The 16357-nt window shown below is 55.6% G+C and carries 10 protein-coding genes; all 10 read left to right on the top strand.

The genetic code is table 11. The features are described from left to right. Positions 1–30: 30 nt before the first annotated feature. The 10 genes from MJP36_RS01330 (at position 31) to MJP36_RS01290 (ending at position 16302) form a co-directional block, all read left to right on the top strand. Positions 31–10923, top strand: a complete 10893-nt coding sequence (locus tag MJP36_RS01330) for a two-partner secretion domain-containing protein (RefSeq protein WP_244384698.1) — start codon at positions 31–33, stop codon at positions 10921–10923. Further along, the gene (gene imm2, locus MJP36_RS01325; RefSeq protein ID WP_244384697.1) at positions 10923–11276 is read left to right on the top strand and encodes an Imm2 family immunity protein; all 354 of its coding nucleotides are present in this window, start codon (positions 10923–10925) and stop codon (positions 11274–11276) included. Before MJP36_RS01330 ends, imm2 begins: the two co-directional genes overlap by 1 nt. A 237-nt stretch (positions 11277–11513) precedes the next feature. Then, a complete protein-coding gene (locus tag MJP36_RS28005; RefSeq protein ID WP_425226356.1) occupies positions 11514–11603 on the top strand; it encodes a hypothetical protein in 90 nt (29 codons plus the stop codon). A 2-nt stretch (positions 11604–11605) separates the two neighbouring features. After that, on the top strand, positions 11606–11980 hold the full coding sequence (locus MJP36_RS01320) for a hypothetical protein (RefSeq protein ID WP_244384695.1): 375 nt from the start codon (positions 11606–11608) through the stop codon (positions 11978–11980). 396 nt (positions 11981–12376) lie between these two features. Then, positions 12377–12670, top strand: a complete 294-nt coding sequence (locus MJP36_RS01315) for a transposase (RefSeq protein WP_244385670.1) — start codon at positions 12377–12379, stop codon at positions 12668–12670. Between the two features lie 314 nt (positions 12671–12984). Beyond that, positions 12985–13596, top strand: a complete 612-nt coding sequence (locus MJP36_RS01310) for a hypothetical protein (RefSeq protein WP_060755511.1) — start codon at positions 12985–12987, stop codon at positions 13594–13596. Positions 13597–13799: 203 nt separating this feature from the next. After that, entirely contained in the window at positions 13800–14498 is a 699-nt protein-coding gene (locus MJP36_RS01305; protein WP_244384693.1) for a transposase, read from the top strand. Between the two features lie 26 nt (positions 14499–14524). Further along, a complete protein-coding gene (locus MJP36_RS01300) occupies positions 14525–15019 on the top strand; it encodes a hypothetical protein (protein WP_244384691.1) in 495 nt (164 codons plus the stop codon). Positions 15020–15336: 317 nt separating this feature from the next. After that, positions 15337–15807, top strand: coding sequence for a transposase (locus MJP36_RS01295; protein WP_244385669.1), 471 nt, complete (start codon positions 15337–15339; stop codon positions 15805–15807). A 132-nt stretch (positions 15808–15939) separates the two neighbouring features. After that, a complete protein-coding gene (locus MJP36_RS01290) occupies positions 15940–16302 on the top strand; it encodes a hypothetical protein (protein WP_244384689.1) in 363 nt (120 codons plus the stop codon). Positions 16303–16357 lie beyond the last annotated feature (55 nt).

Below are 16357 nucleotides of genomic sequence, written 5' to 3'. Positions count from 1 at the left end.
TTCAACGCCCGTTACATCGAGAATTTGACAATGGATGTTCGCCACTTTGCCTTTCTGGCCCGCCAACCTTCCGCTGCGCTGAAACCGCGCGATTCGTTCCTTGGCTTGCCCAAGCGCGGCCTGGTGCTGATCCTGGCCAACGCGCTGTTCTGGCAGCCCTTGCTGGCCCAGGCCGAAGGCATTGTGGTCAGCAACCCGGCCACCAGCGTCGGCCAGGCCGGCAATGGCGTGCCCGTGGTGAACATCGCCACGCCCAATGGCGCAGGCTTGTCCCATAACCAGTTCAAGGACTACAACGTCGGCGCCAACGGCGTCATCCTCAACAACGCCACCGGCGCGGTGCAAAACACCCAGCTGGGCGGCTACATCGTCGGTAACCCGAACCTCAAGGGCGGCGCGGCGAACGTCATCCTCAACGAAGTCAACGGCGGCAGCCCGAGCCAGTTGCGCGGCTACACCGAAGTGGCGGGGCAGTCGGCCAAAGTCATCGTCGCCAACCCCTATGGCGTCACCTGCAGCGGCTGCGGTTTTATCAACACCCCGAATGTCACGCTGACCACCGGTAAACCGGTGATCGACGCAAACGGCCAACTGCAGCGTTACCAAGTCGACGGCGGCGCCGTGACTATCGATGGCCAAGGCTTGAACGCCAGCAACGTCGACCGCTTCGAGGTCATCACCCGTTCGGCCAAGATCAACGCACAGATCAACGCCCGCGAGCTGGCCGTGGTTGCCGGGCGCAACGACGTCGACGCCCAAAGCCTGAAAGCCACCGCACGTGCCGACGACGGCAGCGCCAAACCCGAGCTGGCGATTGACTCCTCGGCCCTGGGCGGCATGTATGCCGGCGCGATCAAACTGGTGGGCACCGAAGCCGGTGTGGGCGTGAAGCTCGACGGCACCCTGGCGGCCAGTGGCGGCGATATCCAGCTCGATGCCAATGGGCATTTGAGCCTGGCGCAGGCCGCCGCCAGCGGCGCCGTCAACGTCAGAGCCGCAAGCCTCGACGCCAAGGGGCCGGTGTATGCCGGCACCACCCTGGACGTACAAACCCAAGGCGATCTCACTAACCGTCAAAGCCTGGCCGCCCGCGACCGCATCGCGCTGTCCAGCGGTGGCACCTTGACCAATGGCGACATCATCGAAGCGGGCGTCAACGCCGATAACACCCGCAACACAACGGGCGATGTGAGCCTGAGCGGCAAGACCGTCAACAACACCGGCACCAGTGTCATCGCCAGCCGCACCTTGAACGTGAATGCCCAAACCCTGAACAACCAGGGCGGCACCCTGAGTGCCAAACAGCACACCCAGATCACCGCCGCCACGCTCGACAACCAGAACAAAGGCCGCATTCTCAGCAATGCCGGGTTGACCCTCACGGCTGATCACCTGCAGAACAGCCAAGGTGGGCTGGTCACCAGCAATGGCGCGCTGACTGCATCCGTCGGTGATGTGCAAAACCAGGGCGGTGAAGTCTCCAGCCTGGACACCGCAACGCTGACGGTCGCGACCCTCGATAACGTTGCGGGGCTGGTCACGGCCGGCAAGACGCTGAGCCTGAATATCGGTGCACTCAACAACCAGAACGGGCTGATCACCAGCCAAGGCAACGTCGCCCTCAGCGGGAACAGCCTGGATAACCGCCAGAAAGGTCTGGTCGCGGGTATCGGTGGTGTGCGGTTGAATGTCGTCAACATCGACAACCGCAACGGCGAACTGTCCAGCCGCGCAGGTGTGCAGGTCACCGGCACGCAACTGGATAACAGCGATGGCGGGCTGGTCATTACCGGCGGTGGCGATGCCGGCCTGAATGTCGATCAGTTGCTCAACGGCAACCAGGGCCTGATCAGCAGCGAAGGGCCGCTGAGCGTCACGGCGCGCACCCTGGCCAACAACGGCGGCACGCTGTCCAGCGCTGGCCCGCTGACCCTCAACGCGCTTGGCACGGTAAGCAACCAGGGCGGGCGCCTGGTGACCGACGCCAGCCTGATCCTCAACAGCGCGAGTCTCGACAACAGCCAAAAAGGCACTCTGAGCGCTCGCCAGGCCGCGCAGATCGGCACCGCCGACCTGAACAACCAGCAAGGCGGCCAGATCACCAGCGCCCAAGCGCTGACCCTGGACCTCAACCGTGGCCAGTTCAACAACCAGGGCGGGCTGATCAACGCGCCGCTGTTGATGCTCAACAACCTCAAGGATGTGCAGAACCAAGGCGGCGAGCTCTCCAGCAGCCAAGCGTTCACACTTACCGCCGACAACCTGGACAACAGCGGCGGCAAGCTGCTGAGCAACACTGCGCTGACCTTGCGCATCGGCCAGGCCCTGGCGAACGTCAAAGGCATGATTGCCGCAGCGTCGGTCGACGCTCACGCCGCCAGCCTCGACAACAGTGGCGGCACGCTCACCAGCCGTGGTGACACCCTGCTCAACATTGATGGCCGCCTGACCAATCGCGACCAGGGCCTGCTCAATGCGGGCACTACTCTGACGCTGAACAGCGCCGCGCTGGACAACCAGGCCGGCTCACTGCTGGGCAGTGCGATTGCCTTGGACTTCGGCAGCGCCACCGGCGACCTGAACAACACCGGCGGCCTGATCACCACCGCCGGCAACCTGAGCATCAATCATCTGCGCGACCTGACCAACCAGGGCGGCGAACTCTCCAGCGCGCAAACCCTGAACCTCAGCGGCCGCACGTTGAACAACAGCAACGGCAAGCTGATCAGCAATAACCTGCTGGTGCTCAATGCCGACAACCTGATCAACCAGAATGGCCTGATGTCCGGCTGGCAGGGCCTGACCGTCAGTGGCGCGAACCTCGACAACCGCAACAGCGGCACCTTGTCGAGCCGTTACGGCGACCTGAATGCCACCTTGACCGCCGGCCTGCTAAATAGCGGGGCCGGTGCGCTGGTCAGCCAGAAAACACTGACCGTGAGCGTCGGCGAACTGGACAACAGCAATAAGGGCGTACTCTCCAGCGCTGCCGGCCAGAACCTCACCGTAGGTGGGTTGTTGAACAACACCCAGGGCGGCGTGATCGACAGCGGCGCAGCCCTGAACCTGAATGCGCAAAACCTGGATAACAGTGCCGGCAGCATCACTGGCGGCACCGCCACCACCCTCGACTTGCTGGCGACCCTGACCAACATCAATGGCAAGTTGGCCAGCGGCGGCCCGCTGTTGATCCGCCGTGCCGCGCAGGTCAACAACCAGGGCGGCCAGATCGCCAGCCAAGGTCTGTTGACCCTGTTGACCGGCGGCCTGGATAACCGTAACCGTGGCACGCTGGCCGCTAACGACCGCTTGAGCGTCACCGCCAGCGGCTTGGTGCAGAACGGCAACGACGGTTTGATCTACAGTCAGAACGCTGACCTCAAGCTCAGCGCCAACCGGCTGGACAACGGCCAAGGCGCCGTGCAGAGCCAGACCGGCCTGACCCTCGACGTGGCCGACGCCATCGACAATCAGAGCGGCAAGCTGATCGCCCAGACCGGCGACCTGAATGTCAACGCCGCTAGCCTCGACAGCCGTGGCGGCACCCTCGCCAGCCTCAAGGCCTTGCTCCAGACCCGCATCGTTGGCGTGCTGCGCAACGGCTATGACCTCAACAACAATCGCCAGGGTGGCGTGATGCAGGGGCAAACCTTGGACCTGCAAGCCGGCGCTGTGGACAACTATGGCGGGCGCATTTCTGCTCAGGGCGGCAACGGCCTGGTCACCACCGGTAATTTCGACAACCGCAACGGCGGGCTCTACGCCAAGGGCCTGATGCGCGTGGTCGGGCATGACTTCGATAACAGCGGCGACAACGACGGCCAGATTGCCGGCCAACAGATCGACCTGGATCTGAGTGGCGCACTCAACAACCGCCTGGGCATCATCGAAAGCGAATCCACCCTCAAGGTGCGCGCCGCCAGCCTCGACAACCAGACCGGGCGCCTGCGTGCACTGGGCACAACGGGCACTACCGAATTCGCCATCGGTGGGCTGTTCGACAACCGCAACGGTGTGCTTGAAACCGCCAACACCAACCTGACCCTCACCGCCGGCAGCTTCCAGAACCTGGGCGGCAACGTACTGCACGTGGGCACCGGCAACTTCGGCATTGCCCCCGCCAACCTCAACGACGTGGGCGGCAGCCTGGTCACGCGGGGTGACCTGACCATCAGCCAAGGCAAATGGACCAACAGCAGCGTGATCCAGGCCGGGCAACTGACGGTCAACGTTGACACCCTCGACCAGACCGCCACCGGCCAACTGCTCGGCGCCCGACGCTTCATCGGCAGCGGCGCCAACTGGAATACTCAGGGCCTGATCGCCAGCGACGGCACGATCGACCTGACCTTGAGCGGCGCGCTTAACAGCACCGGCCGCATCAGCAGCCTGGGCAACCTGCACCTGAGCGCGGCACAGGCGACCCTGAGTGACACCGCAAGCATTGCCGGCGGCGGCATCACCACCGCCGACATCACTGGGACGCTCAACAACCGCGGGCGCATGACCGCCGCCACCGACCTGGTGCTCAACGCCGGCACGCTCAACAACTACGCGACCCTCGGCAGTGGCCAGCGACTGGTCGCCACCACCGGCGCCTTGCTCAACGACCACGGCCTGATCTTCAGCGGCGGCGACATGAGCCTGCGTGTGGACGCGTTGAACAACAGCTATGCAGACGTCTACAGCCTGGGCAACCTGAGCGTCGATCGCGACGGTAAGGGCGGCCTGGCCAGCAGCATCCTCAACAGTTCATCGACGATCCAGAGTGACGGCAACCTCAGCCTGTCCGCCAACTCGATCAAAAACCAACGGGCGGTACTGACCGTCAACGACGCGGGTGTCTACACCGCCTCGGCCACCGAAGGCACATGCATCGAGTACGTCAACGCCGGTGACTGCCATGGCGGCGATACCCCGCGCAATTACGTTTGGGAACTGGTGACCCGCGACAAACTGGAAGTCACCGCCGCCAGTGCCGGTTCAAGCATCACCTCGGGCGGCAACATGACCCTGGCCGGCGGCGACCTGCTCAACAGCAGCAGCTCGATTGCGGCCGGCGGCAACTTCACCGCGCGCTTGAACAACCTGGTCAACACCGGCATCGAAACCGGCGAGACCGAGACCTATCGCCTCTTCACGTCAAAGCGCACCAAACACCCGGGCGGCTGGTTCAGTGCTGCCGCCGCACTCACCAACAAATACTGGTACCAAAGCGCCGGCTACAACCCCAATGACCTCGGCGGCCTTGAAGCCACCGTGGCCAACTTCATTGGCATGATGGAGATCGAGCGCACCCAGTTCGGCAAAGTCACCAAAATCGCCAGCGATGATCAACGTTACGCCGCGGTGATTCAGGCCGCCGGCGCGGTCGACGTCAAGGCGCAAGCCGGTATCGACAACAGCGTGGTGCGCCTGGGCTACAACTACATCGGTGCGGGCGCGAAAACCACCACCGGTGCTACCGGTGCCAGTGGCGCCGCGGGTTATTCCACCCGCGTCACCCTCAACCAGCAATTGCCGCCTGACCTGGCCCAGCAGCAGATCAACCCGCTGAGCCTGCCCGGCTTCACCTTGCCCACAGGCCAGGGCGGGCTGTTCCGCCTCAGTGGCGAAAGCGCCAGCGCGCCGGCCAGTACCGGCCCGCAAGGTTGGACCCTGGGTGGCGGCAGCGTAGACCGAGCAGCGGTTTCCGGCCCGGTCGTACCTGGCAGCGGCACCTCGGCCGACGGCGTGGTGATCAACCGCGTGCAAGGCCTGCCCGACAGCCAGTTTGTCTCCAACCCACAGAAATACCTGATCGAAACCAACCCACTGCTGACCAACCTCAGCCAGTTTTTAAGCTCCGATTACATGCTGTCCAAACTGGGCTTCGACCCGGACCAGACGCAGAAACGCCTGGGCGACGGGCTGTATGAACAACGGTTGATCCAGCAAGCGGTAATCGCCCGCACCGGCCAGCGCTTCATCGATGGCCAGACCAGCGACGCCTCGATGTTCAAGTACCTGATGGACAACGCCATCGGCAGCAAGCAGGCGCTCAACCTGGCGGTAGGCGTGAGCCTCACCGCCGAGCAAGTCGCGGCCCTGACCCACGACATCGTGTGGATGGAAAACGCCACCGTCGCCGGCCAGCAAGTGCTGGTGCCCGTGCTCTACCTGGCCCAGGCCAACAACCGCCTGGCGCCCAACGGTGCACTGATCTCCGGTAGCGACCTGAGCCTGGTCAGCGGCGCCGACCTCAACAACGTCGGCACCCTGCGCGCCACCAACAACCTGGCTGCCAGCGCCGGGCGCAACATGGTCAACAGCGGCCTGGTGCAAGCCGGCAATCGCCTCGACCTGCTGGCCGGCAACAACCTCACCAACCGCGCCGGCGGCCTCATCGCCGGGCGCGACGTCAGCGTCAGCGCGGTAAATGGCGATGTACTCAACGAACGCACCGTCACCAGCCACCAGAGCAGCAGCGGCTACCGCACCGAGCGCACCGACTTCGTCGACAACGCCGCCCGCATCGAAGCCGCTAATAGCCTGACCCTGCAAGCCGGGCGTGACGTCAACAGCACCGGCGGCACGCTCAAAAGCGGCGCCGATACGCGGATCCAGGCCGGGCGTGACGTTAACCTAGCCACTGCCGAACAACGTAAAGCCAACATCGTCAGCACCTACTCGCGCAGCAGCGACGTGGCCCAGTACGCCACCGTGGTAGAGGCGGGGCGCGACTTCCAGATCGTAGCGGCACGGGACATCAGCGCCATTGGCAGCCAGGCGAACGCCACGCGTGATCTGGCGCTGGTGGCCAAGGGCAATGTGAACCTGGCGTCGGCGGCGACTGAACAGCATTCGGCGTTTAATTCGAAGAAGGTCACCAGTGTTGAAGACCATGTTCAGCAGGTATCGACCGTGCTCAAGGCTGGCGGTGACGCCACCCTGAGCGCCGGGCAGAACCTGCAACTGGTGGCCAGCCAAGTGAATGCGGGCAAAGAAGCCTACCTGGTTGCGGGTAACGACCTTGCGCTGAAGGCGGCTGAAAATCAGGACTACAGCTTCTACAGCAAGACCAAGAAGACTTCGTCCGGGAAGAAATTCCGCCTGGATGAGACATCCGCCGTCAACAATGTTGGCAGCCTGGTCAGCGCGGGCACCAACAGCAACATTGTGGCAGGTGCAAACCTGTTGCTGGCTGGCAGTGCCGTCACTGCCGATAAAGGCGCAGCGCAACTGGTCGCGGGCCAGGACGTAAGCATTCTCGCGGTCACCAACTCCGACAGCGCCCGTCATGAACGCAAAGAAAGCAAGAGCAGTTGGGGCGGGTTCAAGTCGAGTAAGGTCGAGGACAAGGTCGACGAGAAACGCACTACGGCCGTGGGCAGTATGGTGTCTGGCGATACTGTCACTGTCGCCAGCGGGCAAGACGTCAAGGTTACCGGTTCATCCTTGGTGAGCACGGGGGATCTGGCTGTGCAGGCCGGGCGTGATTTGACTATTGATGCAGCGCAAAACACGTTCTCACGCACCGACATGCACAAGGAAAAAAACCGCGACCTTACCGGCGTTTTGACGGGCAACAAGCTGGGGCTGGATGACGCCACCGGCAATCAGCATTTGTACATCAATAGCCAGAAACATAATGGCACAGCCAACGAAACGACGCTGACGGGCAGCACCGTCGGGTCCAGCGCCGGCAATGTAAATCTGGTCGCCGGGCGTGAACTGAACGTGATCGCCAGTGATCTGGTGAGCACCAAGGACATGTCGCTCAATGGTTCTAATGTCAGCATTGCGGCCGGAACAGAAACGGCCAATCAAACCAGTAAGGACAGCTCCAAGAGCCTGGCAGTAGGGCGGGTGATCGGTGGTGTGGTGGTCGACACCTACAAGAGTATTCGCAACGATGTGCAGGCCGTGCAAAAGGCCGATGACAGCCGTCTGAAGGCCGTCAAAGGGGCTCAGGCGGCGCTCTCGGTCTACGATGCTTTGGGTGGCAGCAATGAAGCGGCCAACGATTCAGACGGCAAGCCCGCCAATAGCAAAGGGTCGGTGTTCAAGATTGGTACTGAACTCGCGAATACCCGCAAGAAAAGCACCAGCGAGTACAACGCCGAGACGGTGAAGCAATCGACCCTCAACAGTGGCGGTGGCCTGGCGATCGTGGCAACCGGCAACGCCCCGGGCACCACAGGTGACCTGCATGTGATCGGTAGCAGCATTAAAGCCAAAGACACGCTGTTGCAGGCCAAGAACGACGTCATCCTGGAAAGCGCTCAGGACCGTAAGAACTGGGACAACCAGAATAAAAATAACAAGACCAGCATCGGTGTAAGCCTCAGTTTCGGTGAACAGAGCGGCTTCGTGTTGGACCTGGGTGCGCAGATGGCCAAGGGTATGGGAACCGGCCATGAAGTCACCCAGGTCAACAGTACAGTGGAGACGGGCCTTCTCGTTCTCAAGAGTGGCCAGGACACCACCCTGGCAGGCGCGCAGGTGCATGCCGACGCCATTAAGGCGCAGGTGGGCGGTAACCTGAACATCGCCTCCCGCCAGGACGAAGCGAGCCAGAAGAACAAGCAAACCAGCGGCGGTGTTGGCGTGAGCATTTGCGTGCCACCTTTCTGCCTGGGCTCCATGGTTTCAGGCTCCGCGAATATCGCCGGCAACAAAATGAACAGCGATTACAACGCGGTGACCCAGCAAACCGGCCTTTATGCCGGCAAGGGTGGCTATGACATCAATGTGGGTAAAAACACTACGCTTCAGGGCGCGGTAATCGCCAGCGAAGCCGGCAACGACAAGAACTACCTGAGTACTGATCGCCTGCTCGTCAGCGATATCAAAAACAACAGCGACATCAAAAGCCAGGCCGCGAGCTTGAGCTATTCCGGCGCGACAGCAGGGTTCACCGATGCGCGCTCGGGCGTGGGCGGCACGATTCCGTTGTTGCTCAAGGAGTCCGACAGCAACAAAACCCGCAGCGCTGTCAGCCCTGGAACAATCGAGGTAAGGAACGCGGCCGGGGTCAATGACCTGGTCGGCTTGAACCGTGACACTGCCAACGCCAACAAGCCGCTCGACCGGCCCGACGAAAAGGCCATGCAAGAGCGGATCGACTTGATCCAAAGCTCGGCGCAACTGTCGAGCAGCGTGATCAACAAAGTGGCCGAAGCCAAGGCGAGCAAAGCCGCTGCATTGAGCAAGCAGGCAGATGATCAGGCCAAAGCGGGCTCACCCGATGCTGAGCAAACCGCACTGGCGGCAAACGCGGCATATCTGGATGCCAAGGGCTGGCAGGTGGGTGGTGACAAACGTGTGATGGCCGATATCGCCACTGGTTTGATCGCTGCGGGGTTAGGCGGAGCGACAGGAAGTACAGCCGTCGGGATTGTTGCCAATACGTCCTCCAGTGACATCTTTAAAAAGATAGGCGACTACGCTCAGGCCAGATCCATAGATCCGAAATCTGATGCGGCCACGCGTGCCGCGTGGGCCGAGGGTGGCGCGGCGCGTGTGATGTTGCATGCGTTGGCTGGCGCGGCAATTGGGTTGTCCAGCGGTAGCCCTCAAAGCGGTGCACTCGGTGCAGGTGCATCAGCCGCGTTGATACCGGCGATCACAGATGCTTTGGAAAAAAACCAAATCAAGGGTACGGATCAAGATGCGCTGGCGTCTTTGATTGCGGCGGGTGTGGGCACCGTTGTAGGTGCTGGTAATGGCGTAAACGGTTCGATAGTGGCTGGCGGAACGGCTAATAGTGTTGAAGTATTTAACCGCCGCCTGCACAAGACCCAGGAAGTGCCAATTCTGGAGAAGAAGGCCGAGGAGCTGGAAAAACGGGGCAAAGCTGAGTCCAGTACACGTTGGATTGATTTGCTGATGATTGCCGCAGGCGGTGCGGTCGATAAAGCTGACGAAGCACGCTTGAATGCACTGGTGCAGCAATCCAAGGGCAATGACACCGAGTCCGAGCGATTCATGGAGGATTTGAACACTGCCAAGGGAATTGTTGCCCAGTTAGCCGCACAGGAAATTCCGCTGACCTGGAAAGATGGCACGCCCATTGTGGTCAAGGGCGAGAAGGTCTACGCCTTCAGTGCCACAGAGAGTCAGAAAAACGACCCCACACTTTTTAATGCGGCAAATGTCTACGGCCCCGGAGCGGTCTACGATCAATGGCGGCAGTACGGTCAGGAGCAGACGGCTCAGCACCAAAACGAGCTATCGGGGTTGTCGACGTATGAGTCGAGTGTTGCGGATGCATCGCAGCGGTTGGCGGACATTGCGATCAAGGGGACTAAAGACTTCACGCCTGAACTCGACATTGTGACGGCTGCGGTACCGGCGGCACGGGGTGCCAAGACTGTTATAGAGCTGATTTTGGAGAGGATTGCGGCCAGGAGATTGGTTGCGGGTGCTGAGCAGGAAGTGGGGAGGGCTGTTGCTGCGGGTGGGGGTAGCGGTGCAATAGCTACTACGACCGTGATTGACACTGCTCCGATGGCCCAACGGGTCATGGACGTTCGAGCTGGATTGCCATCTGGTTTACGGAGAAGTGGTAACGTAGCTGTCGCGGAAATAGATATACCCGGAATACCTAGACAGATGGCCGCACACAGCCAAGTTTCTGATGCTGGTAAGGGGCTTGTCGGCTCCGGAAATGGGAATTTTGTCGCTCAATCTGTACCCAATAAGGCAGGAGACTTGGTTTATCGGGGAATAGATACGGAGTACAAAATTCTAGATAATATCGCTGACCAGTTGGGGGGAAATACCTCCGCCAGAGGAACAGTAAATATCCTTACGGAGAAAGCGGCTTGTGCCAGCTGTCTGAATGTGGCTGAGCAGTTCAAGGCGAAGTACCCCAATATTACCGTTAATATTCTTGATAATCAGGGGGTTATGTTACGCCCTCCGAGGAAGACGCCGTAATGGAAGACAGAGTGACTTATGGTGAAATCCGGGCTTGGTTTCTGGGTAGCTATTATAGCTATTGCAAGGTCAAGCTCAGCCACCAAAGCTCATGGGCTGAAGGTGAAAGTGAAGTGGGTTATGCCTATGGCGAGCTTGAAAATTCATTTGAATTGCCTATTGAAAAGTTAATGCTAGAGGTTATAGCCCTTATTCTTTCGGCAGGGCGATCTCCGGCAAAGGTCAAAAAATATCATCTGGATACCATCTCTAAATTGTTAGAGAAAATTGAACTCTCCTCTATCTTGGAAGAACTGCCTTCTGATGAAATGGCAGAGCTTAAAGATGACCTTAGGTTATTAGGTATATGTTAATAGGCTAAGGTAGTTATAGTCCGAAATATTTTTTTGTCCAAAAGAAATCGTGTCGTTTGACACGCAAGCAGCGCTGACGCAGCAGGTTGCTGACTTGCGTGCTACGTTAACAGGCAGCGCTAAGACCAGTAGTAACATGGGTGTTGAAGAAATAGGGGGAAGACCACGGTTAATTCAAGTGTTAATAGTGGTCTGACCCCTATTTTTACTGGGCGTATAAATTTGATTTCAGAGAAAATGGTTTGCCCAAGTTGTACTAATATTGTTACTCAGTTTCGCGAGCGATATCCTAATATCCAATTAAATATATTTACTGTGGAGAAGTGATTGTGGCGTTCGATTTGGCTGTGGAAGAAATTTATCCGATAGTATCTAGGCTTTATGAAAAGGCTATATCACAGATTCGTCTTCGGCCAGAGCAGGCCTTCGCTTATGTTCAAGATGAAGCGGGCTCTATTTGCACGTCTGCTGATATAGGCTTGTTTGCAGTATTGCAAACTGCAATATTTGGTGAGGGTATGAAGTATGGATTAGAGCTATCTAGAGAAAGCCCTTATGCGGAGGATATGTTAGAGGGTTTGGCTAGGGCTTATGAAAAATGCTGCGTCGATGATTTGGCACAAGTGGGGCTCAAAGGCGAGCAACTGGCAGAGATGATCGATTGTATGGCACAGGTTAGGAAGAAATATCTTCTGCCTGGATAAGTTGGTGCACAGTGCGAGCCATCAAGATTTTTTAAGCCCATATGCGGTCTATCGAAAGTTAAGAAGTAGGGGTCGTAAGAAATAGGGGTCAGTCCACGGTTTATGTTTTTTTGAGGTCAACAGAGTTGCTCTTTTAAAATGTGATTTATTTTTTTGTAATTATTCGATTTTGTTGGCCTAGTGATGGGCGGCTAAGCTGTAAGCTCTTATGCAGTTAGGGGTTTATATGGCTCGCCGTCCTAGGGTTTTAATGCCGGATATCCCGTTGCATATTATTCAGCGGCGGGGAAACAATCGGTCTGCGTGTTTTTATTCAGATGAAGACTATTTTTTTACATTGATACATTAGCCGTGCTCGCTGAATTGTATAGCTGTAAAATTCACGCATTGTGCTTGATGACAAATCACGTTCATTTGTTGTTGACTCCCACCTGCTGCGCAGGGGCGGGCTTACTTATGAAGGGGTTGGGGCAGCGCTACGTTCAATATGTCAATCGAACATATCAACGAACGGGCACGTTGTGGGAAGGACGTTTCCGCTCCTGTCTGGTTCAACAAGACAATTATGTTTTAGCTTGCTATCGATATATCGAAATGAACCCGGTTAGAGCAGGCATGGTTGCTCATCCGGGCGACTATCGCTGGACCAGCACAGGGCGAATGCACAGTGCGAGCCATCAAGTTTTTTAAGCCCACATGCGGTCTATAGGGAGTTAGGTAGCAGCGCCGTGCAACGAGCCGAATCCTACCGGTATTTATTCAAGGATAGGCTTTCAGCTGGGTCGATAGAGCAAATTCGATCTGCTACAAACGGTAATTACGTTTTGGGCGATCAGAAGTTTGCGGCCGAGATTGAGCAGGCATTAGGTAAAAGAGTTTCGAAGGGTGTGTCAGGACGTCCAAAAAGTGTGAGCTAAAGAATAGAGGAATAGTGGTCTGACCCCCATTTTCACTTGAGAAACACTCATCAAATGCACGAGTATTGACGCAGGAGGAGTTCTTTCATGAGTTTGGACGCTAAGCTTAGCGCATTAGAAAGTGAGCTGTTTGAAGGGCGCAAATCAATTGCCCTGTTTGTTTTGAAAGAGCAGCATTATTATGTTGTGGATGATAAGTCCAATTACTGTATCGATGTCCGGCCGGATTATTTTTCGTATATTGAAGCAGGCCGGCTAAAGCAGGAAGATTATGAAAAAGCTCTTGGTCTCTTTCGCGGTGGAATTTCAGTTTTAGGAGCTGATAATTTTTTTCAGTACATCGATAGTACCGAAGCAGAAGTGATAAGTTTTACGATGATGCGAGATTTTTTTTTCAAAGGCTTAACTTTGGAGAGTGCTAAGAGTTTTTATAAGGATGTAGAGAGGTTCTTGTCTTATGGAGGAGAAGTGGATTTGCGAAAATGGAATTTTTTGCGTATGAAATTGCCGAGCTTTTACATAAATTTCGACCGAGGGATTTATCGACATACCGACTATGGTCGGTTGCATGAGGAATTGGCGTTGCCAAAAACACAGTGGGATGCTCGTTGTAGTAGCGATTTTGGATTGCTCATGCCTGACGATGTTCAATACTGGATCGTAGATAGAATGAATTTTTTTAAGCTCTATGGCGGTTGAAATATTCAAGTGGAAAGGGTTCGGTTTTATTTAATTAAAGTTTTTGCGTTCTAAATAAAATAGGGGTCAGGCCACGGTTTTTGCTTTTTATAGTTCGGTGGAGTTGCTCTTTAAGAACATGATTTATTTTTTGTAATTATTTCACTCTGTTGGCCTGTGGAAGAGCGGCTAAGCTGTAAGCTCCTATCCAGTTAGGGGGTTATATGGCTCGCCGTGCTAGGGTTTTACTGCCGGATATCCCGTTGCATATTATTCAGCGGGGAAACAATCGGTCTGCGTGTTTTTATTCAGATGAAGACTATATTTTTTACATTGATACGTTAGCGGTGCTTGCTGAATTGTATGGGTGTAAAGTTCACGCATTGTGCTTGATGACAAATCATGTTCATTTGCTGTTGACTCCCAGCTGCTGCGCAGGGGCCGGCCTGCTTATGAAGGGGCTGGGGCAGCGCTACGCTCAATATGTCAATCGAACATATCAACGAACGGGCACGTTGTGGGAAGGCCGTTTCCGCTCCTGTTTGGTTCAAGAAGACAACTATGTTTTAGCTTGCTATCGATATATCGAAATGAACCCGGTCAGAGCGGATATGGTTGCTCATCCGGGCGACTATCGCTGGACCAGCTACAGGACAAACGCACAGTGCGAGCTATCAGGCTTTATAAGCCCGCATGCGGTTTATAACGAATTAGGTAGCGGCACCGCGCAACGAACCGAAGCTTACCGGTCTATATTCAATGAACGACTTTCACCTGGGCTGATAGAACAAATTCGATCTTCTACAAACGGTAATTATGTTTTGGGCGATCAGAAGTTTGCGTCCGAGATCGCACAGGCTTTAGGTAAAAGAGTTTCGAAGGGTCTGTCGGGACGCCCAAAAAGTAGAAGAATAGTGGTCTGACCCCTATTTCCCACTAAAGGAGGTCAATGATGTTGTTGTGCTTAGAAAAGGCGAGCGTGCCGATGAGGTTGGTATATGAGCACTCCGAAAAGCTAAAGGCTGACCCGGACCGGGTTGCAGCGGCACAAGCGCTTACAGTCAATCAATCTAAACCCGCACTAGGACTTAAAGGCACATATGGGCTTTATGGGTCGCCAGAGTGGTGGGTAAATATCCAGCAACGAAAAATGCCCTTATTGTTCGTTTCTGGTATCGTTCACCGTGCGTATGTCGCAGGCCAGGACGGCGGCAACGAAAACAATGGTATCGATTTACTTTTGGATGATGGCTCAGTTCGTGCTGAAGGTATTTATGTCAACGATAAGGCGGATATTTCACTCTTCCGAGTTGGATGCCGAGTGCAGCTTGTTTTTGCTCTAGATGAGTTAAAAAAACAGCCTGCACCGGACGGCGGCATAAACTATTTGGAAGTTCCGTTAGAAATGGCGGTTTCATTGGAGCCTGTCACCAAATCTGTCTAGAGAAGAAATAGGGGTAGACCACGGTTTTATATTTTTTTAGGTCAACAGAGTTGCTCTTTTAAAATGTGATTTATTCTTTGTAATTTTTCGATTTTGTTGGCGTAGTGATGGGCGGCTAAGCTGTAAGCTCTTATACAGTTAGGGGTTTATATGGCTCGCCGTCCTAGGGTTTTAATGCCGGATATCCCGTTGCATATTATTCGGCGGGGAAACAATCAGTCTGCGTGTTTTTATTCAGATGAAGACTATTTTTTTACATTGATACATTAGCCGTGCTCGCTGAATTGTATAGCTGTAAAATTCACGCATTGTGCTTGATGACAAATCACGTTCATTTGTTGTTGACTCCCACATGCTGCGCAGGGGCGGGCTTACTTATGAAGGGGTTGGGGCAGCGCTACGTTCAATATGTCAATCGAACATATCAACGAACGGGCACGTTGTGGGAAGTACGTTTCCGCTCCTGTCTGGTTCAACAAGACAACTATGTTTTAGCTTGCTATCGATATATCGAAATGAACCCGGTTAGAGCAGGCATGGTTGCTCATCCGGGCGACTATCGCTGGACCAGCTACAGGGCGAATGCACAGTGCGAGCCATCAAGTTTTTTAAGCCCACATGCGGCCTATAGGGAGTTAGGTAGCACGCCGTGCAACGAGCCGAATCCTACCGGTATTTATTCAAGGATCGGCTTTCAGCTGGGTCGATGGAACAAATTCGATCTGCTACAAACGGTAATTACGTTTTGGGCGATCAGAAGTTTGCGGCCGAGATTGAGCAGGCTTTAGGTAAAAGAGTTTCGAAGGGTGTGTCAGGACGTCCAAAAAGCGTGAGCTAAGAGAATAGAGGAATAGTGGTCTGACCCCTATTTTCCCCTATTTTCCCTCTGGCAATTCCAGAAAAGGTGCTTGGGTGCCGAAATGAATGACGTAATTAAACAGTTTGACATACTTTGCGATGTGGCTGTGGCCGCTTTTAGCGAGAAACTAGAGATTTCCTATGAGATGACTTTGTTAAATATTTTGGAGTTTGTAAAAAAAAATCCTGGCTATAGAGAGGATTTTATAGACAGATTTAAAATGATGTTAACGTCTGGAAACTCACCATTTGAAGCTGTAGCGTTTTGCATGCGTGAACTTCAGTGGCCTGAAATTAAGGAATTTGTAATTTTAAATATGAATCCTTCGGAGAATCCTCGTAGTGAGGCTCTGCGAAGCACATTAACCGCATATGACGAACTCTGGCCTGATGCGGATCTTTATAGTTACTACCGCATGGATTAGTTGGCGCAAAAGGGATACCTACGACACCAACTTGGGATAATGCTGTATCCAGAGC

The sequence above is a fragment of the Pseudomonas palleroniana genome, from assembly GCF_022836895.1.
GTDB lineage: Bacteria > Pseudomonadota > Gammaproteobacteria > Pseudomonadales > Pseudomonadaceae > Aquipseudomonas > Aquipseudomonas palleroniana.
This window is presented reverse-complemented; position numbering and strand designations above follow the sequence as displayed.

What these genes read in the sequence shown, in the direction of transcription:
- MJP36_RS01330 (WP_244384698.1), top strand. Translation starts at nt 31, where the DNA reads ATGGATGTTCGCCACTTTGCCTTTCTGGCCCGCCAACCTTCCGCTGCG.
- MJP36_RS01310 (WP_060755511.1), top strand. Translation starts at nt 12,985, where the DNA reads ATGAGTTTGGACGCTAAGCTTAGCGCATTAGAAAGTGAGCTGTTTGAA.
- MJP36_RS01315 (WP_244385670.1), top strand. Translation starts at nt 12,377, where the DNA reads ATGACAAATCACGTTCATTTGTTGTTGACTCCCACCTGCTGCGCAGGG.
- MJP36_RS01290 (WP_244384689.1), top strand. Translation starts at nt 15,940, where the DNA reads ATGAATGACGTAATTAAACAGTTTGACATACTTTGCGATGTGGCTGTG.
- MJP36_RS01295 (WP_244385669.1), top strand. Translation starts at nt 15,337, where the DNA reads ATGACAAATCACGTTCATTTGTTGTTGACTCCCACATGCTGCGCAGGG.
- MJP36_RS28005 (WP_425226356.1), top strand. Translation starts at nt 11,514, where the DNA reads ATGGTTTGCCCAAGTTGTACTAATATTGTTACTCAGTTTCGCGAGCGA.
- imm2 (WP_244384697.1), top strand. Translation starts at nt 10,923, where the DNA reads ATGGAAGACAGAGTGACTTATGGTGAAATCCGGGCTTGGTTTCTGGGT.
- MJP36_RS01305 (WP_244384693.1), top strand. Translation starts at nt 13,800, where the DNA reads ATGGCTCGCCGTGCTAGGGTTTTACTGCCGGATATCCCGTTGCATATT.
- MJP36_RS01300 (WP_244384691.1), top strand. Translation starts at nt 14,525, where the DNA reads ATGATGTTGTTGTGCTTAGAAAAGGCGAGCGTGCCGATGAGGTTGGTA.